The organism is Cupriavidus numazuensis, from assembly GCF_905397435.1.
Taxonomy (GTDB): Bacteria; Pseudomonadota; Gammaproteobacteria; order Burkholderiales; family Burkholderiaceae; genus Cupriavidus; species Cupriavidus numazuensis.
The window spans coordinates 16,119-37,320 of sequence record NZ_CAJPVI010000043.1 but is presented as its reverse complement, the minus strand read 5'-3'; the positions used below and the strand labels follow the sequence as shown (position 1 = coordinate 37,320).

Here is a 21,202-nt window from a genome sequence, read left to right as displayed (position 1 = left end):
CCGCGCGTTTCGCAATCCCGAAAACGACAAGGAGACACTCGTGAGAGGCAACTACGTCCGCGTGGCTGTGGCGCTATGCGCTGCGGCGTGCGGAACAAAAGCGGGAGCAACGGACGTGTTCAATCTGGAAGGCTTTGGTCCCGTTTCCCGCGCGATGGGCGGGACCAGTGCGGCCTTCGACATCGGGTCCGCGGCGATGATGGCGAATCCGGCAACACTCGGCCTGATGGCCGAGGGGAATCACCTGCATCTGGGGCTCGACGTGGTGACCACCGACATCAAGGCCACCAATACAGCAACGGGCGAGACGGCACGGTCCGGCAACCACGGCAACAATAACGGGCCATACCTTGCGCCCGAGGCCGCGTTTGTCTACCGGCACGATGACTTCGCCCTCGGTGCCGGCATCTTTGCGGAAGGCGGCCTCGGTACGCAATATGGAGGCAGCAGCTTTCTGTCGCGCACGTCCAATGGCGTGCAGACCGGCCTGGATCAGTTCTCCAGGCTGCTGGTGCTGCGCATCCCCTTTGCGGTGGCCTATCGGCCGACGGACAAGCTGACGCTCGGCGCCTCGCTGGATGCCGTCTGGACGTCGCTCAATCTCGGCACGCTGCTCGATGTCACGCAGATCGGCACACTCGCCAGCCAGCGGCGCGTCAGCGGCTCGCTGGTGCCCACGCTGCTTTCCGTGCCCGGCCTTTCCGGCGGCTATCTGGGATTCTCGCGTAACGCGCCCGTCGGTGGCGGGGCAGATGCCTGGGGCATCGGCGGAAAACTGGGGCTGACCTACGACATCACGCCCGATACCCGCGTAGGCCTCGCCTACAACGCGAAAACGCGGGTGGGCGATCTTCGCGGGCAGGCCACGCTTGCGGCTGTCAGCACGGTCGCGGGCAACATTCCGCTGAGCGGCGAGGTCAGGGTGCGGGACTTCCAGATGCCGGCGCAGTTCACGGTGGGCATCAGCCACCAGTTCAACGAGCGACTGTCGGCTTCGGCGGACTACCAGCGAGTGTTCTGGTCGAGCGTGATGCGTGACATCAACGTCACCTTCACGCGTGGGGGCGCGAACCTGGACCTGTCGCTCCCGCAGAACTACCGCGATACGAACGTGTTCGGCCTTGGCGTGGCGTACCGCTTCGATTCGGCCTGGACGGTGCGCGGCGGGTTCCACTATGCGCAAGAAGCCATCCCGAACGGCACGCTGCTAGCCGTTGTGCCGGCCATTCCCACCACCACCCTGACTGGCGGCGCGACCTACGCGTTCGGCAAGGACGATGCGATCGATTTTGCCTTGTCGGTGGTGTTGCCAAAGACCGTGGGGAATGCCAGCCAGCCGAATACTGCGGTACCGCTCACCGTGCGGCATTCGCAGCTCAACGCGGTTCTGGCATACCGCAAGCGCTTCTAGCGCAGCGAGCCCCCTGGCGCAGCGCAATGCGCCGCGCCGGGGGGCATTTCATCATTGCGCTTCAGGCGTAATGCCGTATTTGTGCAGCCTGTACGCCAGCGTCGGACGGCTGATTCCCAACACCCGGGCTGCGCGCGACAGATTGCCGTTGGCTTCCGCCACGGCTGCACGCAGCATGGCCACCTCCGTTTCGGCCAGACCAGGTCGCCCTTTGGCAGCGCTCGGCGGCGATTCCGCTTCGCTGGTTTCGCTGACGCGTCCGATGCTGCCGCTGCGCTTCAGCATGAAAGCGGTGGTATCAACTTCCTCGCCGCTGGTGAACAGGTGGCACAGGTCGAGCGCGCCACCGTCCTCGGCCAGAATGACCGCGCGCTCGATCATGTTCTCCAGCTCCCGGACGTTGCCCGGCCAGTCATAGGCGAACATCGCGTCCACGGCGCGCTCGCGGAAGCCCGTGATGTGCTTGTCATGCTTGCGTGCCATGCGCTGGAGGAACCAGTTCATCATCAGCGGGATGTCGTCGCGGCGCTCTCGCAGCGGCGGCACCTGGATGGGAAAGACGTTCAGGCGGAAGAACAGATCCTCACGGAAGTGGCCAGCCTTGACAGCTTCACGCAGGTTCACGTTCGTGGCGGCCACCACCCTGACGTTGATTTTCCGGGTGCGTGTATCGCCCACACGCTCGATCTCACCCTGCTGCAGTGCGCGCAGCAGCTTACCCTGTGCCGTGAAGCTCAGTGTGCCGACCTCGTCGAGGAACAGCGTGCCACCATCGGCCCGCTCGAAGCGTCCGGCGCGGGATGTGGTGGCGCCCGTAAAACCTCCGCGCTCGACGCCGAATAATTCGGATTCCATCAGGTGTTCGGGAATGGACGCACAGTTCACCGCGACGTAAGGGCCGTCGGCGCGCTTGCTCAGGCGATGCAGGTTGTTCGCAAAGACTTCTTTGCCAACACCGCTTTCCCCCAGGAACAGCACGGTGGCGTCGGTGGGCGCCACCTTGTTGACCATGTGGCAGACGGTGTTGAAGCCGGCGGAGATGCCGACCACGCCGAAGCTGTTCTCCGGAGCGCTGGACAGCCGCGCCGCGATGCGGCTCGTGGCGGGCAGGGGGGCCTCGTCCTCCGGTGCCCATTTGACGAAATCGCCGATCCTCAGGAAGCGCAGGTCGTCCTGGGCGTCTTCCCATTCCTCCACCGGCTTGCCTACCACGCGGCATTTTGCATGCCCCATCCCCCGGCATTCGGTTTCCCTCCACAGGATGGGACGGCCCATGAAGGCACTGGTGTAACCGCATGCATAGCCGATCAGCATCCAGCACACGGATTCATTGCCGATACCATAGCCGGCGATGTGGGCTTCCGCCTCGGAGCTGTCCACCAGATAAAAATCGCCAAAGTAGTGGCCACGCTGGACATCGATATCCAGCGCCACCGGTTCGCAATGCACCATACCCTCCAGCGAGACCAGTTGTGGACCGGCCAGGAAGTCGTCATAGGTGTTCAGGCCGGCGCGGACCTTGCGCGCCATCGCTGCGTCCCGCGTTCCAGCCTGGTAGCCGATACGGGTGATCAGTCCGCGCGCTGTTTCCTTGCCAAGGCTTTCGATCAGTTCTTGCCGCAAGGCGCCAAGAGAGCTGATATGCATTAGCATCATGCGCTGGTCGTCCAGCCAGATGCGCCCCTGCTGCGGCGCGAAGCGCAGGCGCTTGGCGAGGTCGTGGATCGCCGGCACCCGGATTGCCTCGGGGGACTCGCGCTTCTGATTCCGTCCGGGATGGTCTTGCGCCGGTGAGCCGGACTTGGGTTTTCCGGGATGCCTCTTCGCCATGATTTCCTCAATCGCGACCGGCGCGGTTGCGGACGCGCGAGCGCGGTCTCGCGCCTCGTGCGGTCCAGTCCGGGGACCGATATCCACCGGCCCCCGCAGGCCATGTAGTGCTCGGTAGAAGGAGCTTATCGCCAACTTCCAGATATGGCGATTGGTAATCGCACGCGGCATTTGCGATCAGGCTATCCGGTGTCGCGGCTGTGCGCTGGGCGTCCCAAGGCAGATGTCGCCGGCCTAGACAAAGCGGTCGAAGCGGATCTGCCCGAACGGTACCTGGTGCTTGTGCATCAGGAGTGCCTGTATAGCTTCGATCATGGGGGGCGGGCCGGCAAAATAAAAGTCGTAGCTGCCGAGGGGAGCCGTCAGGTTACGCTCGACTTCCTCGTGTACGAACCCCGTTGGACCCTTCCAGGTGCTTTCCGGTGCAGACAGTACCACCGACAGCGCAAGCCGCTCGTCTTCGGCGAGTTTCTCAAGGGCGTCGAGGGCACCGAGGTCAGCCTGCCCCCGGGCGCCATAAAAAAAGTGGACGCGCCGCGAACCGCCGTCAGCGAGCGCTCCGCGCGCGACCGACAGCATGGGTGCCAGGCCCGAGCCGCCGGCAATGCAGACGATGTCGCGGGGGCTGTCCTCGCGCAGATAGGCGTGGCCGTACGGCCCGTCGAACACGATGCTTTCCCCGATTCCGACCTGGTCGAACAGCGCGTTGCTGCCGGACCCGCCCGGCACGCGGCGGATCACGAACTTCCAGATGCCTTCCTCGTTGGGCAGGTTGGCCATCGAATAGGCGCGGGCGCCCGGTGTACGGGGCAGGTAGAGCAGCGCGTACTGGCCGGGCCGGAACTCGGTCGCGCCCGGAACCCGGAACGTGAACTCGCTCATGTCAGGGGTCAGCGCGCGGCGTGCCAGCAGTTCCGCTGCGCTGCGATGCGCTCGGACGGCCGGGCGATACGATTCGTCGCAGCGCACGCGGATCGTGCAGTCGCCTAGGGGCCGCGACTGGCAGGCAAGGTACTTGCCGCGCTTGCGGTCACGCTCGGACAGGCCGGGCGCCTCAGGCCAGACGGATTCCATGAGCCCGTCCACAAGGTCGAAGCGGCACGCGCCGCAGCCACCGACGCTGCACTCGTGGGGCAGGGCCATGCCGGCGCGCAGGGCGCCGCGCAGCAGCGTGTCTTCCTCCGCGGCGACGGTGAACGCCGTGCCGCCTTCGATCGATATCTGGTATTTCATAGGGTTCCGATGGTGGCTGTTGAGTCGCAGCGCCCGGCATGTCCTGCGTTACAGGCCTGCCAGGCCGATGCTGTCCCAGAAGTCGCGCACGGCCGCGCAGGCCCGCGCCTTCGCGTTCGGCGCGTCGGGCAGCGCCGCGCAGTAGGCACTGATTGCATCGTCCGCGAGCGGCGCCCACCGGGCAATCGAGCCGGCCAGCACGTCACGATTGCCCGGCGTCTCCAGGGCCATGCGGACGAGCGCGCCGGCCCAGTGCCGGTGCCGCTGGGCGTCCGCAAGCTGCGTGTCAGTCAGCAGGCCGAGCAGGGTGTCGCCGTTGTGGCGCGCCGCCTCGCCAAGCCCGCGCAGGACGGCTTCTTCCATCGCCGGCCGCAATACCAGGCTGAAGGCGACGAAGCACTCTGCCCAGTCCCATGCCACAAGCGCGTGTTCAGCCAGCTTGCGCCAGCCCTGCCAGGCCGGGTCTTGCTCCCAGTACCTGCGCTCGTCGGTGCCAAAGCCCACCTCGCCGAAGGTCTGAGACAGCTCTCGCGTGCGATACGCAGTGTGGGTAAGCCACCGCAGCGAGTCGGCGGTCTGGTAGGCGGCGCAGTTCGAGATCGTGGATGCGGGGGCCATCTGCGTCAGGTAGGCCGATCCCATTTGCAGTGTGTGGAACAGATAGCGTGCCGGGGTGTACAGCCGCGCCAGCGTGCCGGCCCAGGCGTGCTCCAGCATGGCGTCATGGCCGCGTTCGGAAAACTGGTCCAGCAGGCCGGACACATAGGTTTCCTGGCCGTCCTGCAGCATGTTGTAGGTGCGGTAGACGAGTTCGTCGGGATCGCGAAAGGCGTTCCAGTCGGCGTGTTTCAGCGGCGAGGCGTTGCGGTGACGCTTAAACCACTGCGCCATTTCGAAATTCGGATCGAGTTCGAACGGCGCGTCGGGGTTGTCGGTCGTGTAGTGCAGGTTCGTCGAGACAATCTCGTACTCGCTAGGCTTGCGCCGGCGCGCGGCCAGATGGCTCCAGGTCTTCAGCGGCTTGAGGACGTCGGGTTGCGTGGTCATGCTCGTCTCCGGTTACAGCGTCTTTTCGTAATAGAAGCGGACGTAGTCGTCCGTGGTCTCGATGCGACCCGCGAACGAGCTGAGGTTGACCTCCAGCTCGGACATCCTGAATGGGCGGCCCAGCGCATCCTCCAGCGTGGCCCGGCGCAGGATCAGTTCGCCGTCGGTGTCGATGCGCACGTATGCGAGCTTGTCGTCGACGCGGATTTCCTTCCCTGGGTTGTCTTCCTGCGCGGCCTCGATGACGCCCGACGTGATGCTGCTCGCGCGCAGTACGGGGCCGACGCGGTTGTTTCGGTACGCCTCGGCGGTGTTGTGGTCCCTGCTCATGATCGATTCCTGTGCAATATCAGCAGTTGGCGAACAGTGGTTCGACGCCTTCGACAGCGATGAGGATGTCGTCGCCATCCACCTTGACGGCATACTCGGCAAGCCGGCACCCACCGGGGTTGATGCCCTTGCCTGTGTTGGCATCGAAGGTCCACTGGTGGGCCCGGCACATCAGTACGCGCCCGTCGAACTTTCCCTCTGCGAGCGGAATGTCCTGGTGCGGGCAGATGCCCTGGAATGCGCGTGGCGCGCCGCCTTCGGGGCGGACGAGCACGATGACGTGGCCGTCCACCTCTACTTCGGCCATGTCGCCTTCCCACAGCTCGTCGAGCGTGGAGACTTTCTGGAAATTCATGGTGACCTCATGCATCGCAAAAGATGAATTCGAGCGACTCCATCGGCTTGATATCGGTGTCGCCGAGCCGGGCGTCGCGGGGGTAGAACTGGTCGCTCCCCTGACGCCGCACCCGGACGACCTTGCCGGGCTGGGGCGCCACGCGACGGCCGACTGAATGGTGCGCGGCGGCCGCCGCTACCTCGTCCATCGAGTTCTCCGTATCGACGGCGACGAGCTGCAGCACGAAGTCGTACTGAAAATTCGAAATCACTGGAAACAGTGCCATGTCATCCTCCATCTGGTGGCCGCGTCAGGCGGCCTTGTTCTGTTCGCGCTGGCGGCGGTAGGCCTCTACCCACGCGTACTGGTGTGCGTCGTCGCCAATCTCGCCGGGGGCGAGGTTCATGTACCGGAGTGCGCCCCCCAGGTCGGGCGGCTGGATGTGCCCGGCGAGGAAACGGTCGACCAGGGTCAGGTGGTCGCGGTAGCGCAACGGGTCCTGCTGGAAGACCCAGCGGTCGATCTCGGAGTTGAAGTGGTACGTGCGGCCGTTGTACTCGAGCGGATAGTCCCTGACGTTCCAGCCGTTGCCGGGCACCGCGCAGATTGGCAACTGGCTCATGTTGCAGACGATGGGCAGGGTCTCGGGGACGGTCAGTTCCTTCCTGCCCGCGATCAGGTTGTCGATGATGACGTCCCAGGCCTTGCCGAACGTGTCATTCCAGCCGGGATACTTTTCCTCGAGCCAGTCGCGGCAGTCCGGCGTCATGCCGGCGGCCGGGTTCCACCAGACGGTCGGCCTCCAGAACCAGATGCCCATCTGGTAGGCATGGTGCTGGTAGTCGAACTCGTTGATCATCTGGTCCCAGTACCAGGGCAGGTCGAGACCGAGGTCGATCAGCGTGCGCTCGAACTGGCCGACGATCCATTCCGTCATGAACTCCTTGAATGACTCCTTGCGATGCTGCAGCGGCGTGGCGTAGTCCATCGACGTGCCAGTCAGCAGGGAGAACAGGCGCCATGCGCGTGCAATGGCCACGTCCACGAGCTGCTGCGCCTGCTCCTTGCGCCCGTTGGCGATCAGGATCTGCAGTGCCGGGCCACCGATCTGCGCGTGCCGCGACTCGTCCGTCTGGATGCTCGAGATGAGGCTGGCGAAGGTGAAGTCGCCGGCTTCCGCCGCATCGGCCGCCAGCCCAAGGAACTGCATGTTGGTGAAGCCCGTTTCGAAGGCAAACGTAAGCATCACGGCAATCTCGATCGCGCTGCGCGACATGAACAGGTCGTCGAAGGTGCTGCGGGCGGCGATCGCGCCCCATTCGTTGGTGTGATAGGCCTTGTGCGCCCAGTCGAACTGCCGGTCCTTCGGGCAGTAGTCGTGCGGAAAATAGAGCTGCAATTGCCCGTGGCGGTTCTCGTCGAGCATGCCGAACGTCGCCATGTTGCGCATCCCTGGCGCGCGGCCGAAGCGGGCCATGCGTGCCTCCGCGCTCATCGCCGCGTATTCGCCGAGCGCGATGGCACCGTAATGCGCCTTCAGGGTCGACAGCCAGCCGGGATCGGCGTCCTCGAACATGCGGCTGCGCTCGAGCGCGGCCTTCACGGAATAGGCGCCGGCGTCCTTCTCGCGCTGAATGCGGACGTATTCCGGATACGACGTCTTGTAGGGCTCGTCATAGGTTTCCCAGACTTCCATGGGCACGCCCTGCGCCCCAGCCATGACCTCCGGGAAAAGGTCGGACTCGGCGACGTACGTCGGCGTCCAGTTCGTTGTGCGGGCAATGTCGTACCACGCTGCGCGTTCCAATAGCGCCATGGGATATCTCCTTGGTGGATGTCATGTCTTTCTTGCTTTGCTGACCCGGTTGCGAAAGGCCGCGATCCCGGGGCGCTCTCCCTTTCGCAAATGCAATGCCAGCAGCCATGGCGCTGCAGGGATGCTGCATTGCAAAACCCCTGGAACGTGAGGGATGGCGGGGTAGTCCACCGGGATTCGAGGCCTGGACCTGTGCGCCGCAAAAAGGGACCAGCCCCTGTGGATTTCAGTTTTTGATGAGATCCGCGCCGTCTTCGCTGAGCCGCCGGTTTCATCAAATGATAAGAATCTCGAGAATCTTGCGAATTAGCGGATTGGTGTGGTCAGCTAGGGGAATCGATCATTTGATGAAGGTGGCTTTGAATCGATTCCACCAAATCATCAAATTTCGCGCCAATCCACGCCATTCTCCGCCCACTCGCCGCTCATCGGTGCCTGGGAAAAGGTGGCCTTTCCATCGCGCGCCCCCAGGTTTCAGTAGGGGTTTTCCCTGTAAATATCGAGATTTTCATCGATCACGCCGTCGGCTGGCACAGCTTCTGCAAAGACCGGCTGTCACCGCGTCACCGCGCAGTGGCTAGCGCAGATTCACCAACCACCACGAGGACATGCCCATGACTTCCCCCTGCGCCACAACCGGCGATGCACTGCCCGATGTCGATGTCACGCGCAAGTTCGTGAGCCGCGTCGAGCGCCATGACGACGGGCTGGTGAGCTTCGAGTTCGCCATCGGCTGGCCGGAGTTGAGCGTAGACCTGCTGCTGCCGGAGCCGGCCTTCATGGCCTTCTGCGACCGGCATCAGGTGACAAGGCTGGACAACTGAGGCGGCGCAGACCGCCGAGGCCCCATTTCAAGCAAGCACCAGGAGACATCCGCATGAATATCGATCTGCAGACCCGCGAGATCACGCCGTTGCGGCAGACGTTCGCACACGTTGCACGACTTGTCGGCGAAGGCAAGGCCGCATCGCGCTATCAGGAGGCCACCTATGGCGGGCAGCCCATGGCCAACTTCCACTACCGGCCGACGTGGGACCCGGCGCATGAGCTGTTCGACGCCAGCCGCAGCCGTATCCGTCTGGCGGACTGGCAGGCCTTGAAGGATCCGCGCCAGTTCTACTACGCCACGTGGACGATGACCCGCGCGCGGCAGCAGGAGGCGGTGGAGGCCAACTTCCAGTTCGTGGAGTCGCGCGGCCTGGCCGGTTCGATGAACGATGCGCTGCGCACGAGGCTGCTCGACGTACTGCTGCCGCTACGCCACGTGGCCTGGGGCGCGAACATGAACAACGCAGCGATCTGCGCCTATGGCTACGGGACGGCGTTCACTGCGCCGGCGATGTTCCATGCGATGGACCACCTCGGCATCGCGCAACTGATTACCCGCCTGGCGCTGGCGCTGGACGAGCCCGACGTGCTGGATGCTGGCAAGCGCGCCTGGCTCGACGATCCGCGCTGGCAGGATCTGCGTCGCTATGTGGAGGACACGTTCGTCGTGCAGGACCCGGTGGAGCTGTTCGTCGCGCAGAACCTTGCGCTCGATGGCCTGCTGTACCCGCTGGTCTACGGCCATTACGTCGATGACCACGTCACGCTGCATGGCGGCGCGGCGGCGGCCATGCTGACCAGCTTCATGCCCGAGTGGCACGACGAGACCACGCGCTGGATCGACGCCGTCGTGAAGGCGATGGTCGCGACGGCCGAGCCCGAGGCGGCCGCGAACCGCGAACTCCTGACGCAGTGGTTCCGGCACTGGGCCGGCCGCGCCGCGCAGGCCCTGGCGCCCATCGCCGAACTGGCGCTCGGTGAGCACGGTGCCGCCGCGCTCAGCGAAGTCTCCGCGGCGCTCGATGCACGCGCCGCAAAACTCGGCCTCGCGCCCTGATTCCCGTCACACGTCCGACTTCTTGCAGAGGAACCCCCATGTCCCAGGTCTTTATCGCCTTCCAGGCCAATGAGGAATCGCGTCCGGTCGTCGAAGCGATCGTGACTGACAACCCCGAGGCGGTGGTCAGCTATCCCACGGGGCTCGTCAAGATCGATGCCCCCGGCCGGCTCACGATCCGTCGCGAAACCATCGAGGAGCAGACCGGCCGGCCTTTCGATCTGCAGCAGCTTCACGTGAACCTGGTCACGCTGTCGGGCCACATCGACGAAGACGACGACCAGCTCACGTTGAGCTGGAACCACTGAACGCCGCTGGACGCACAGCACCGCACATACCGACAAGAGGAGACACACCATGGATACCCGCGTTGCCAAGAAGAAGCTTGGCCTGAAGGAACGGTACGCCGCCATGACCCGCGGCCTGGGCTGGGAGACCACGTATCAGCCGATGGACAAGGTCTTTCCCTACGACACCTACGAAGGCATCAAGATCCACGACTGGGACAAGTGGCAGGACCCGTTCCGCCTGACGATGGACGCCTACTGGAAGTATCAGGGGGAGAAGGAAAAGAAGCTGTATGCGGTGATCGAAGCCTTCGCGCAGAACAACGGCCAGCTTGGCGTCAGCGACGCCCGGTACATCAACGCACTGAAGCTGTTCCTCCAGGGCGTGACGCCGCTTGAATACTGCGCTCACCGTGGCTTTGCGCATGTTGGCCGTCAGTTCACCGGCGAGGGCGCGCGCGTAGCCGCGCAGATGCAGTCCATCGACGAACTGCGCCACTACCAGACCGAGACGCACGCGATCTCGCACTACAACAAGTACTTCAACGGCTTGCACCAGTCGCACCACTGGTTCGACCGTGTCTGGTACCTGTCGGTGCCGAAGTCGTTCTTCGAGGATGCGTGCACCGCCGGTCCGTTCGAGTTCCTGACGGCCGTGAGCTTTTCGTTCGAGTACGTGCTGACCAACCTGCTGTTCGTGCCCTTCATGTCCGGCGCGGCGCACAACGGCGACATGAGCACCGTCACCTTCGGTTTCTCGGCACAGTCCGACGAGTCGCGGCACATGACGCTGGGTATCGAGTGCATCAAGTTCATGCTCGAGCAGGATCCCGGCAACGTGCCCATCGTGCAGCGCTGGATCGACAAGTGGTTCTGGCGCGGTTACCGCCTGCTGACCATCGTGGCGATGATGCAGGACTACATGCTGCCCAAGCGCGTGATGAGCTGGAAGGAGGCATGGGAAATGTACGCCGAGGGCAGCGGTGGTGCGCTGTTCAAGGACCTCGCGCGCTACGGCATCCGCGAGCCGCGCGGCTGGAAGGACGCCTGCGAGGGCAAGGACCACATCAGCCACCAGGCGTGGGCCACCTTCTACAACTACGGGGCCGCGGCGCCTTTCCATACGTGGCTGCCGCAGGAAGAGGAAATGCAGTGGCTTTCGCAGAAGTATCCCGAGAGCTTCGACAAGCTGTATCGCCCGCGCTTCGAGTACTGGCGCGAGCGCGCGGACGAAGGCCGCCGCTTCTACAACAAGACGCTGCCGATGCTGTGCACCACCTGCCAGGTCCCGATGTTCTTCACGGAGCCCGGTGATGCCACGAAGATCTGCTACCGCGAGACCAGCTACTTCGGCAACAAGTATCACTTCTGCTCTGACCACTGCCAGCACATCTTCGAGGACGAGCCCGAGAAGTACGTGCAGAGCTGGCTGCCGGTGCACCAGATCTACCAGGGGAACTGCTTCCCAGAAGGCACGGACCCGACGGCGGAAGGTTTCGATCCGCTGACAGCCGTCCTGCAGTACTACGAAATGAACATCGGACGGGACAACTTCGACTTCGAGGGATCGGAGGACCAGAAGAACTTCGCCGCCTGGACAGGAGAGAAAGCATGAGCGTCGTCGCCAATCCCGCCGCCGGGGTGCCTTACCAGTTCCCCATGAAGGACGTGCGTGAGAACTTCCCCGCGCCGTTGCTGTACATCGGATGGGAAGACCACCTGATGTTCTGCTCGCCGGTCTGCGTGCCACTGCCGCCCGAGATGCCGTTCGGCGCGCTCGTCAGCCAGGTGCTGCCCGGCATCTACGCCGAGCACCCTGACTTCGAACGGGTCGACTGGAACACCGTGCAGTGGTTCAGGTCGGGAAAGCCGTGGACGCCGGACCTGGCCGCCTCGCTCGCCGCGAACGGGCTGGGCCACAAGGACGTCATCCGTTTTCGCACGCCGGGACTTACCGGCATCAACGGTTCCTGCAGCTAAGCCATGTGCAATCAAGTCACCATTGAACCCCTTGGCGCCACGCTGGACGTGGCCGAGGGCCAGACGCTGCTCGACGCCGCGCTGCGGTCGGGCGTGTACATACCGCACGCCTGCGGGCACGGGCTGTGCGGCACGTGCAAGGTCCAGGTCACGAGCGGAGAAGTCGACCACGGCGCGGCCAACCCGTTCGCGCTGATGGACTTCGAGCGTGAAGAGGGCAAGACACTTGCTTGCTGCGCGACGGCGCTTACCGATGTCTGCATCGAGGCAGACATCGAGGAGGAGCCAGATGCCCGCGTTATCCCGGTGCGCGATTTCGCGGCGACGGTGACGCGCATCGAAACGCTCACGCCCACGATCAAGGGGCTGCGCCTGAAGCTGGACCAGCCGATCGACTTCCAGGCCGGCCAATACGTGATGGTCGAGATTCCCGGGCTGGGGCAGCGGCGTGCGTTCTCGATTGCCAACGCCCCCGCCGAAGTCGCGGAAACCGGCGAGATCGCATTGCAGGTGCGCCGCGTGCCAGGCGGGGCGGGAACGGGCGTGCTGCATGAGCAGGTGCAGGTCGGGGACGCGCTGCGCGTGACTGGACCCTATGGCCGCTTCTTCGTGCGGCAGTCGGCGGGCATGCCGATGCTGTTCGTCGCGGGTGGATCGGGTCTTTCCAGCCCTCGCTCGATGATCCTCGACCTGCTTGCGGGCGGCTGCGCGCTTCCCATCACGTTGATCAATGGCCAGCGCAGCCTGGAAGAGCTGTACGGCCACGACGAGTTCGTCGACCTGGCTGCGCGGCACCCCAACTTCCAGTACGTGCCCGTGCTGTCCGGCGAGCCGGAAGACAGCGACTGGCGTGGTGCGAGGGGCTACGCGCACGACGCCGCGCGGACGCTGTTCGACGGGCAGTTCGCCGGTCACAAGGCGTACCTGTGCGGGCCCCCGCCGATGGTGGAAGCCACGATCGGCACGTTGATGCAAGGGCGGCTTTTCGAGGAGGACATCTACACCGAGAAATTCCTCTCGGCGGCAGATGCCGACGCGCAGCGCAGCCCGCTGTTCCGGCGCGTGTGAGAAGGAGGGCCGTGCAATGCCGGATGAAAGACCAAAGGTTGACGTCTGCGTGGAGCAGACCCAGGAGCACTACGTCTGCGCGACGAGCGAAAGCCTGCTGGCCGGCATGTTGCGCCTTGGGCGCAAGGGCATCCCGGTGGGCTGCATCAACGGCGGCTGCGGGGTATGCAAGGTGCGCGTCATCGAAGGCCGCACGACGCGACTGGGGCCGCTCAGCCGGGCGCACGTCAGCGCTGAAGAAGAAGCACAGGGCATCACGCTGGCATGCCGCGAGGCACCGCTGACCGCCGTGCGGCTTGCCGTGCTGGGCCGGATCGAAAAATCGTTCTTCAAGGGCTTCGCCGCGTCTGCGGGGGCGCAGCCCGACCACAAACCGCAGTGAGACCCTCAACGAGGAGACAGACATGGGTGTGCTACGAATCGGGCATGCAAGCCTGAAAGTGATGGACATGGCAGCCGCGCTGCGGCACTACGAGAACGTGCTGGGCATGAAGGTGACGATGCAGGACAAGTCCGGCAATGTCTACCTGAAGTGCTGGGACGAGTGGGACAAGTACTCGCTCATCCTCACACCATCGGACCAGGCCGGCCTGAATCACCTCGCCTACAAGGTCGAGAATGACGCCGATCTCGACGAACTGCAGGCCAGGATCGAAGCCTGGGGCATCCGGACCACGATGCTGCCCGAGGCAACGCTGCCGTCCACGGGACGGATGCTGCAGTTCCTGCTGCCGAGCGGCCACGACATGCGACTCTATGCCATGAAGGAAGTGGTCGGCACGGAGGTAGGCAGCCGCAACCCGGACCCGTGGCCGGACAACATCAAGGGTGCGGGCGCCCATTGGCTGGACCATGCGCTGCTGATGTGCGAGCTGAACCCCGAGGCGGGTATCAACACCGTGGCGGACAACACGCGCTTCATGCGGGAAGTGCTTGGCTTCTTCCTGACGGAGCAGGTGCTGGTGGGTCCGGATGGGTCGGTGCAGGCGGCGACGTGGCTCGCCCGCAGCTCCACGCCGCACGACATCGCCTTTGTTGGCGGCCCGCGCAGCGGCTTGCACCACATCGCGTTTTTCCTCGACTCATGGCACGACGTGCTCAAGGCCGCCGACGTCATGGCGAAGAACAAGACGAAGATCGATGTTGCGCCCACGCGCCACGGCATCACGCGCGGGGAGACGATCTACTTCTTCGACCCGAGCGGCAATCGCAACGAGACATTCGCCGGGCTGGGGTACCTTGCGCAGCCGGACCGTCCCGTCACGACGTGGAGCGAGGACATGCTGTGGACCGGCATCTTCTATCACACCGGCGAAGCGGTGCCGTCCTTCACGGACGTGTACACCTGATCGCCCCCGTGCCGGCCGCCCTCCCCACGATCACTTTCCGCAGACTGCCATGTCCCTGACCGCTTCCGACGCACCCTGTGTGAGCGAACCTCGTTCCCATATCACGCTGCCTGCCGCACAGGCCGCGGTGACGGCCGCGGTGGCGGCGGCAGCGGAGCAGGGCCTGCGCATCAACGTGGCCGTGGTGGATGGCGGTGGCGCGCTGGTGGCCTTTGCGCGCATGACGGGTGCCTTCCTGCACTCGATCGACATTGCCATCGACAAGGCGCGCACGTCGGCCAGCTTCGGCTTTCCCACTGCGCAGTGGGGCGAGTTGCTTGCCGGTGACGAGCCGTTGCGTCTCGGCCTGGCGACTCGCCCGGGACTGGTGATCTTCGGCGGGGGTTTGCCGATGCGCGAGGAGGGCGAGGTGATCGGCGGCATCGGCGTGTCCGGCGGCTCGGCCGCACAGGACGAAGCTTGTGCACGCGCTGGCCTGCACGCCATCGGCCTGCAATGAATTTTTTTCTCAACCAGGACAGGGACTGTCTGCCTCGGGAATCCGACCGTGAAGCAATTCCGCAATTTCATCAATGGCGAGTTCGTCGCCACCAACAAGACATTCGAGAACCGCGCGCCAGTGGATAACCGGGTAATCGGGCTCGTGCACGAGGCGGGGCAGGCCGAGGTGGATGCCGCCGTTGCCGCCGCGCGCGCCGCGCTGCATGGCGACTGGGGGCGCATGCCGGTAGCCCGGCGCGTTGAACTGCTGCATGCCGTGGCCGACGAGATCAATCGCCGCTTCGACGATTTTCTGGAAGCCGAACTGGCTGACACCGGCAAGCCGCGCAGCCTCGCTGCGCATATCGACATCCCGCGCGGCGCCGCCAACTTCAAGGTCTTCGCCGACATCGTCAAGAACGTACCCACCGAAAGCTTCGAGATGACCACGCCGGACGGTGGCACGGCGATCAGTTACGCGCTGCGCGCCCCGCTGGGCGTGGTGGCGGTGGTCTGCCCGTGGAATCTGCCGCTGCTGCTGATGACATGGAAGGTGGGCCCCGCGCTGGCCTGCGGCAACACGGTGATCGTCAAGCCTTCCGAGGAGACGCCAGCCACGGCCACGCTGCTGGGCGAGGTGATGGAGAAGGTCGGCGTGCCAAGAGGGGTCTACAACGTCCTGCACGGCTTTGGTCCGGGCTCGGCGGGCGAGTTCCTGACCCGCCATCCCGGCGTCAACGGCATTACGTTCACCGGCGAGACGCGCACCGGCGAGGCCATCATGGCTGCGGCGGCAAAGGGCGTGCGGCCGGTCAGCTTCGAACTGGGCGGCAAGAACGCGGGCATTGTTTTTGCCGATGCCGACTTCGACAAGGCCGTGGCCGGCATCGCGCGCAGCGCGTTTGAGAATTGCGGGCAGGTCTGCCTGGGCACCGAGCGTGTGTATGTGCAGCGGCCGATTTTCGACAGGTTCGTGCAGGCGCTCAAGGAGAAAGCCGAATCGCTGCGCATCGGGCCGTCCGACGCCCCGGGCGTGGGCCTTGGCCCGCTGATCTCGGCCGAGCACAAGGCCAAGGTGGTGTCCTATTACGACGTGGCGCGCAGCGAGGGCGCGACAGTGGTGACCGGGGGCGGCGCACCGTCCATGCCGCCGGAGCTTGCCGAAGGCCATTGGGTGCAGCCGACGATCTGGACCGGCCTGCCCGAAAGCGCGCGCGTAATCCGGGAAGAAATCTTCGGCCCCTGCTGCCACATCGCACCGTTCGACACCGAGGAGGAGGCCATCGCCCTGGCCAATGCCACGGACTATGGGCTGGCCACCACGGTCTGGACGCAGGACCTTGGCACGGCTCACCGCATGGCGCGCGCCATCGACGTCGGGCTGTGCTGGATCAATAGCTGGTTCCTGCGCGATCTCCGCACGGCATTCGGCGGGGCCAAGGCGTCGGGTATCGGCCGTGAGGGCGGTGTGCATTCCCTGGAGTTCTACACCGAACTGCGCAATGTGATGGTGAAGCTATGAGCGAGAGCGATTTTCAGGTACCCGAGGCCCGCTACGTGAGAACAGGTGCGGTGACAACGCACATCCATGACGTTGGCCGGGGTTCGCCCGTGCTGCTGCTGCACGGATCCGGCCCAGGGGTCAGCGCGTGGGCCAACTGGCGCCCGGTGCTGCCGGCGCTGGCCCGTGAACGCCGCGTCATCGCGCCGGACATGCTTGGCTTCGGCCAGAGCGACCGTCCGGCCGGACAGGTCTATGGCATGGACGTCTGGGTGCAGCAGGCCCTGGACCTGCTCGATGCACTGGAACTGCCGCAGGTCGATCTCGTCGGCAACTCGTTTGGTGGGGCGCTGGCCCTGGCGCTTGCCATCCGTGCACCGGGGCGGGTGCGGCGGCTTGTGCTGATGGGATCGGTCGGGGTGCCATTCCGCATCACGCCGGGGCTGGAGGCAGTGTGGGGCTATGAGCCGTCACTGACGGCAATGCGGGGGCTGCTGGACCTGTTCGCCTACGACCGTGGCCGTGTGACCGACGAACTGGCCCGGCTGCGGTACGAAGCCAGCGTGGCACCTGGCGTGCAGGAATCCTATGGCGCCATGTTTCCCGCGCCGCGCCAGCGGTGGGTCGACGCGATGGCGAGCGCCGAGGCGGATATTCGCGCGCTGCCGCACGAGACGCTGGTGGTCCACGGCCGGGAAGACAAGGTCATCCCGCTGTCCAATTCGCTGACGCTGGCGGACTGGATTCCCAACAGCCAGCTCCATGTATTCGGCCGTTGCGGCCACTGGACGCAGATAGAGCACAGCGCGCGCTTCGCGACGCTGGTGAGCAACTTCCTGGCCGAAGCCGACGCCGCTGCAGTCGCTTGACCCGAATTTCACGTATCGAGGAACACTCATGGACGCTACAAAGATCGAACACTACGGCGACGCGCTCTACGAATCGCTCCTGACGCGCAAGCCGCTGGAACCACTCACCGACCGCGAGCCGGACATCACCATCGAAGACGCCTACCAGATCCAGTTGCGCATGATCGGTCGCCGCCTCGAAGCGGGCGAGACCGTGATCGGCAAGAAGATCGGCGTGACCAGCCGGGTGGTGATGGACATGCTCGGGGTGGACCAGCCCGACTTCGGTCATCTGCTGTCCGGCATGGTCTTCAACGAGGGCGAGCCGGTGGACACGGGCAAGATGATCGCGCCGAAGGCGGAGGCAGAAGTGGCTTTCGTGCTGTCCCGAGACCTCTGCGGACCGGGCGTGACCGCAGCCGATGTATTGCGTGCTACCGATTGCGTGATGCCGTGCTTCGAGATCGTCGATTCCCGCATCCGCGACTGGAAGATCCGTATTCAGGACACCGTGGCCGATAACGCCTCGTGCGGCGTCTTCACGCTCGGTGGCACTCGCCGCAGCCCGCGCGACCTCGATCTCGCGCTGGCAGGCATGGTGCTGGAGAAGAACGGCGAGATCGTGAGCACCTCGTGCGGCGCCTCGGTGCAGGGCTCTCCCGTCAATGCGGTGGCGTGGCTCGCGAATACGCTGGGCCGCTTCGGCATCGCGCTGAAGGCAGGCGACGTGATCCTGTCGGGCTCGCAGTCGCCGCTGGTGCCCGTCAAGCCGGGCGACAGCCTGTACTGCAGCGTAGGCGGCCTGGGTAGTACTTCGGTGCGCTTCATCTGACTCATACCATCGGGAAACCAGATCATGACATTGAACCGGGAAACCATCGAAGCGCTCGCTGCGCATGTCGAGTGCGCGCAACTTGCCGTGCGCGACATCACGAAGATCACCGACGAATACCCTGATCTCGACTGGGCCGACGCCTATGACATCCAAGACGAGATCCGCCGGCGCAAGGAGTCGCGCGGCCTCAGGACGGTGGGGCTGAAGGCCGGGCTCACGTCGTTCGCCAAGATGAAGCAGATGGGGGTGGAGACGCCGGTCTTTGGCTTCGTCAGCGAAGACATGGCGCGGCCGGACGGCGGCGAGATCCGCATGTCTGAGTTGATCCATCCCAAGGTGGAGGCCGAGATCTGCATCGTCACCAAGGCGCCGCTGCGGGGCCCGGGCTGCCACGTGGGCAGTGTACTGGCGGCAATCGACTTCGTTGTGCCGGCGGTGGAAATCATCGACAGCCGCTACCGCGACTTCAAATTCGACCTGAAGAGCGTCATTGCCGACAACACATCGGCGGCTCGCTTCGTGGTGGGAGGACGTGCGCGCGCCCTGGAAGATCTCGACCTGCGCACGCTAGGGGTGGTGCTGGAGAAGAATGGCCGTGCCGTCGCCATGGCGGCCGGCGCGGCGGTACTGGGTCATCCTGCGGCAGCAGTGGCGATGATGGCGAACCACCTCGGCGCGCGCGGACAGGAAATCCCGGCCGGCACGTTCATCATGACTGGCGGCGTGACCGAAGCCATTACCGTCGCGGCGGGCGACAGCGTGTGCGTCCGCTTCCAGGATCTCGGCGACGTGTCGATGCGTTTCGTGGAATGAGTGCCCCGTGCCTGCGAGATTGCAGCAAGCCACGGTTTCGGCGCTGCTCTTGCCTGGCATCGGCACGGTGGTTTGCGAAGCGCGCCGGCGAGAAATACGGTGTGCCCCCGCGCGACCTGAGGGTCGAACCCGGTCGACGAGGCATGGTCGGCGGCCGGGAAGACATGATCCAGGAGGCGCTCACGATGGCCCGCGAGGGAGCTTCGGCGAGCGTAAGTGGTACCTGTTCACTAATCGAATTTTCGGAGCAATATGATGCCGTTTGCGCAGATCTACATGATCGAAGGCCGCACCGTCGAACAGAAGCGCGCCGTGATACAGAAAGTCACGGCTGCCCTGGTGGAGGCGACGGGAGCGCCCAAGGAAAACGTACGGGTCTGGATCCACGATGTGCCAAAGGAGAACTGGGGAATTGCGGGTGAGTCGGCAAAGGACCTTGGTCGCTAGGTCTTATTCGACTTCGCCGCTGTCAGTGTCGCTGACCTGCGCATCGCGTTCATGGCTCATGGCCGCCGCCGCAAGTGCCGTGGCATTTTTCTCGGCGGCTTCCTTGCGCTCGCTGTAGCGATCCGTCAGGTAGTCGCTACGATCACGGACCAGCAGTGTGAACTTGTAGAGCTCCTCCATGACGTCGACCACACGGTCATAGTAGGAAGATGGCTTCATACGGCCGGCCGCGTCGAACTCCTGGTATGCCTTGGCGACCGACGACTGATTGGGAATCGTGACCATCCGCATCCAGCGGCCCAGCACACGCAGCGAGTTGACGGCGTTAAACGATTGCGAGCCGCCGCAGACCTGCATGACCGCAAGGGTGCGGCCCTGGGTTGGGCGAATACCGCCCATCTCCAACGGAAGCCAGTCGATCTGGTTCTTGAACACGGCGGTCAGCGTGCCATGCCGCTCGGGGCTGCACCAAACCTGGCCCTCCGACCATTCAGACAGCTTGCGAAGCTCGACCACCTTCGGATTGTCAGGCGGCACGCTGTCAGCCATCGGCAAGCCGTGCGGATCGAATACGCGTGTTTCGGCCCCGAATTGCTTGAGGATGCGCTCGGCTTCCATCACCAGCAGCCGGCTGTACGAAGTCTCGCGCAACGAGCCGTATAGCAGCAGGATTCTCGGCGGGTGGGTGCTCAAGCGAGCGGGCGTGAGCTTGTGTAGGGCAGGGGTATCCAGCACCGCCGGGATGACATTGGGCAGATTTTCGGTCACGGCGCGACCCTCCGGCCCTGCCCGTCAACAACGACCTCGCCATCTTCCTTGGCGAAAGCGCCTCGTTGAGGCGAGGGCAGAATGTCGAGCACGACCTCCGAGGGGCGGCACAGCCGCGCGCCAAGCGCCGTGATCACAAACGGACGATTGATCAGGATTGGATGCGCCATCATGGCGTCGAGCAACTGGTCATCCGTCAGCGCCGGATCCGCGAGGCCCAGTTCGGCGTAGGGCGTGCCTTTCTCGCGAATGGCCGCTCGTACGGTCAGCCCCGAGTTGCGGATCATGTCCCGCAACACGCCGCCCGGGGGCGGCGTGTGCAGGTACTCGATGACGGTTGGCTCAATGCCTGCATTGCGAATCATCGCAAGCGTGTTGCGTGATGTACCGCAGTCCGGGTTGTGATAGATGGTGACAGACATACAGATCCTCAGAGTGTTTTTGCCCACGCCTGAATAATCATCGAGGCGCTTCACGTTTTGGCTGTCGCGGCGACGGCGGAAAGACTCACAGGCGAGCAAGGGTACGCGGCCCGCTTCGAGACCATGAGCGACCTGGTCGGATATCTCACGGAGAACTGCTGCTGCGGCAATCCACATGATCGAGCGCCCATCCTGCCGACTGGACAAGTAGTCCAGCGCGATGGAGTTCGTTTGAGGCGAAATGACAACGACGAGGCCGGCTCCTGCTTGTACAAGCAGCCGGAACACCGACACGCGGACGGGATAAGCGGCGCATCTAGGGCGTTTTTGTTTCTATCATTCGAATATAGTCGAATTATGGAAATCATGCAACCGAACCGGAGGATTCTCCGGTAAGAGAAAGCTGGGGGGGGGTTGCCTATTGAAAATTTTGCTCTGCAACTTGAAGTGGGGACGTCGTTGCCCTAGAAATACTTAGACAATTCCAAAATTATCGAGATCTAGTCGCGTGCCCC

Annotated in this window: 24 protein-coding genes and 1 pseudogene; 16 read left to right on the top strand and 9 right to left on the bottom strand. The window is 64.4% G+C overall.

Going from position 1 to position 21,202, the window contains the following annotated elements; translation table 11 throughout:
• Positions 1-40 precede the first annotated feature (40 nt).
• Positions 41-1,411 carry an OmpP1/FadL family transporter gene (locus KHO41_RS28625; protein ID WP_211956614.1) on the top strand — a complete coding sequence of 457 codons (1,371 nt, stop codon included), beginning with the start codon at positions 41-43 and terminating at the stop codon, positions 1,409-1,411.
• Positions 1,412-1,462: 51 nt separating this feature from the next.
• Here the strand turns inward: KHO41_RS28625 and KHO41_RS28620 are convergent, their stop codons facing one another.
• From KHO41_RS28620 to KHO41_RS28590, 7 genes are all read right to left on the bottom strand, one after another.
• On the bottom strand, positions 1,463-3,241 hold the full coding sequence (locus KHO41_RS28620; RefSeq protein WP_244874069.1) for a sigma-54-dependent Fis family transcriptional regulator: 1,779 nt from the start codon (positions 3,239-3,241) through the stop codon (positions 1,463-1,465).
• A 234-nt stretch (positions 3,242-3,475) separates the two neighbouring features.
• On the bottom strand, positions 3,476-4,474 hold the full coding sequence (locus KHO41_RS28615) for an FAD-binding oxidoreductase (protein WP_211956613.1): 999 nt from the start codon (positions 4,472-4,474) through the stop codon (positions 3,476-3,478).
• Positions 4,475-4,522: 48 nt separating this feature from the next.
• On the bottom strand, positions 4,523-5,521 hold the full coding sequence (locus KHO41_RS28610; RefSeq protein WP_211956612.1) for an aromatic/alkene monooxygenase hydroxylase subunit beta: 999 nt from the start codon (positions 5,519-5,521) through the stop codon (positions 4,523-4,525).
• 12 nt (positions 5,522-5,533) lie between these two features.
• Positions 5,534-5,851 (bottom strand): MmoB/DmpM family protein, encoded by a 318-nt coding sequence (locus KHO41_RS28605; RefSeq protein ID WP_211956611.1) that lies wholly within the window; start codon positions 5,849-5,851, stop codon positions 5,534-5,536.
• Positions 5,852-5,870: 19 nt separating this feature from the next.
• Complete coding sequence (locus KHO41_RS28600) at positions 5,871-6,206, bottom strand: Rieske 2Fe-2S domain-containing protein (protein ID WP_041680674.1); 336 nt, start codon at positions 6,204-6,206, stop codon at positions 5,871-5,873.
• Between the two features lie 7 nt (positions 6,207-6,213).
• On the bottom strand, positions 6,214-6,474 hold the full coding sequence (locus KHO41_RS28595) for a toluene-4-monooxygenase system B family protein (protein WP_211956610.1): 261 nt from the start codon (positions 6,472-6,474) through the stop codon (positions 6,214-6,216).
• Between the two features lie 24 nt (positions 6,475-6,498).
• Positions 6,499-8,004, bottom strand: a complete 1,506-nt coding sequence (locus KHO41_RS28590) for a ferritin family protein (RefSeq protein WP_211956609.1) — start codon at positions 8,002-8,004, stop codon at positions 6,499-6,501.
• Positions 8,005-8,618: 614 nt separating this feature from the next.
• On the opposite strand from KHO41_RS28590, the gene KHO41_RS28585 reads away from it, so the two are divergent.
• The 15 genes and pseudogenes from KHO41_RS28585 to KHO41_RS28515 all read left to right on the top strand — a co-directional run bounded on the left by KHO41_RS28585 (position 8,619) and on the right by KHO41_RS28515 (position 19,497).
• Positions 8,619-8,828 carry a phenol hydroxylase subunit gene (locus KHO41_RS28585; RefSeq protein ID WP_244874068.1) on the top strand — a complete coding sequence of 70 codons (210 nt, stop codon included), beginning with the start codon at positions 8,619-8,621 and terminating at the stop codon, positions 8,826-8,828.
• 53 nt (positions 8,829-8,881) lie between these two features.
• On the top strand, positions 8,882-9,889 hold the full coding sequence (locus tag KHO41_RS28580; protein WP_211956607.1) for an aromatic/alkene monooxygenase hydroxylase subunit beta: 1,008 nt from the start codon (positions 8,882-8,884) through the stop codon (positions 9,887-9,889).
• Positions 9,890-9,927: 38 nt separating this feature from the next.
• Complete coding sequence (locus KHO41_RS28575) at positions 9,928-10,197, top strand: MmoB/DmpM family protein (RefSeq protein WP_011301790.1); 270 nt, start codon at positions 9,928-9,930, stop codon at positions 10,195-10,197.
• Between the two features lie 49 nt (positions 10,198-10,246).
• On the top strand, positions 10,247-11,791 hold the full coding sequence (locus KHO41_RS28570) for an aromatic/alkene/methane monooxygenase hydroxylase/oxygenase subunit alpha (protein WP_211956606.1): 1,545 nt from the start codon (positions 10,247-10,249) through the stop codon (positions 11,789-11,791).
• The gene (locus KHO41_RS28565; RefSeq protein ID WP_211956605.1) at positions 11,788-12,156 is read left to right on the top strand and encodes a phenol hydroxylase subunit P4; all 369 of its coding nucleotides are present in this window, start codon (positions 11,788-11,790) and stop codon (positions 12,154-12,156) included. The genes KHO41_RS28570 and KHO41_RS28565 overlap by 4 nt, the downstream gene beginning before the upstream one ends.
• A gap of 3 nt (positions 12,157-12,159) precedes the next feature.
• Complete coding sequence (locus KHO41_RS28560; RefSeq protein ID WP_211956604.1) at positions 12,160-13,224, top strand: NADH:ubiquinone reductase (Na(+)-transporting) subunit F; 1,065 nt, start codon at positions 12,160-12,162, stop codon at positions 13,222-13,224.
• Between the two features lie 16 nt (positions 13,225-13,240).
• A complete protein-coding gene (locus tag KHO41_RS28555) occupies positions 13,241-13,606 on the top strand; it encodes a 2Fe-2S iron-sulfur cluster-binding protein (protein ID WP_011301794.1) in 366 nt (121 codons plus the stop codon).
• Between the two features lie 22 nt (positions 13,607-13,628).
• Entirely contained in the window at positions 13,629-14,573 is a 945-nt protein-coding gene (locus KHO41_RS28550) for a catechol 2,3-dioxygenase (protein ID WP_211956603.1), read from the top strand.
• Positions 14,574-14,622: 49 nt separating this feature from the next.
• A complete protein-coding gene (locus KHO41_RS28545) occupies positions 14,623-15,072 on the top strand; it encodes a GlcG/HbpS family heme-binding protein (RefSeq protein ID WP_211956602.1) in 450 nt (149 codons plus the stop codon).
• A 48-nt stretch (positions 15,073-15,120) separates the two neighbouring features.
• The gene (locus tag KHO41_RS28540; protein WP_211956601.1) at positions 15,121-16,575 is read left to right on the top strand and encodes a 2-hydroxymuconic semialdehyde dehydrogenase; all 1,455 of its coding nucleotides are present in this window, start codon (positions 15,121-15,123) and stop codon (positions 16,573-16,575) included.
• Positions 16,572-17,423 (top strand): alpha/beta fold hydrolase, encoded by an 852-nt coding sequence (locus KHO41_RS28535; protein WP_211956600.1) that lies wholly within the window; start codon positions 16,572-16,574, stop codon positions 17,421-17,423. Before KHO41_RS28540 ends, KHO41_RS28535 begins: the two co-directional genes overlap by 4 nt.
• A 28-nt stretch (positions 17,424-17,451) precedes the next feature.
• On the top strand, positions 17,452-18,234 hold the full coding sequence (dmpE, locus tag KHO41_RS28530) for a 2-oxopent-4-enoate hydratase (protein ID WP_211956599.1): 783 nt from the start codon (positions 17,452-17,454) through the stop codon (positions 18,232-18,234).
• A gap of 24 nt (positions 18,235-18,258) precedes the next feature.
• A complete protein-coding gene (dmpH, locus tag KHO41_RS28525) occupies positions 18,259-19,050 on the top strand; it encodes a 2-oxo-3-hexenedioate decarboxylase (protein WP_211956598.1) in 792 nt (263 codons plus the stop codon).
• A gap of 71 nt (positions 19,051-19,121) precedes the next feature.
• Positions 19,122-19,247, top strand: a pseudogene (locus KHO41_RS28520) (4-hydroxy-2-oxovalerate aldolase); the annotation flags it as partial.
• 58 nt (positions 19,248-19,305) lie between these two features.
• Complete coding sequence (locus tag KHO41_RS28515; protein ID WP_211956642.1) at positions 19,306-19,497, top strand: 2-hydroxymuconate tautomerase; 192 nt, start codon at positions 19,306-19,308, stop codon at positions 19,495-19,497.
• Positions 19,498-19,500: 3 nt separating this feature from the next.
• On the opposite strand, the gene arsH is transcribed toward KHO41_RS28515, so the two are convergent.
• Both arsH and arsC read right to left on the bottom strand, forming a co-directional pair.
• Positions 19,501-20,265 carry an arsenical resistance protein ArsH gene (arsH, locus tag KHO41_RS28510; protein ID WP_211956597.1) on the bottom strand — a complete coding sequence of 255 codons (765 nt, stop codon included), beginning with the start codon at positions 20,263-20,265 and terminating at the stop codon, positions 19,501-19,503.
• Positions 20,262-20,687 (bottom strand): arsenate reductase (glutaredoxin), encoded by a 426-nt coding sequence (gene arsC, locus KHO41_RS28505; RefSeq protein WP_211956641.1) that lies wholly within the window; start codon positions 20,685-20,687, stop codon positions 20,262-20,264. Before arsC ends, arsH begins: the two co-directional genes overlap by 4 nt.
• Between the last annotated feature and the right edge of the window lie 515 nt (positions 20,688-21,202).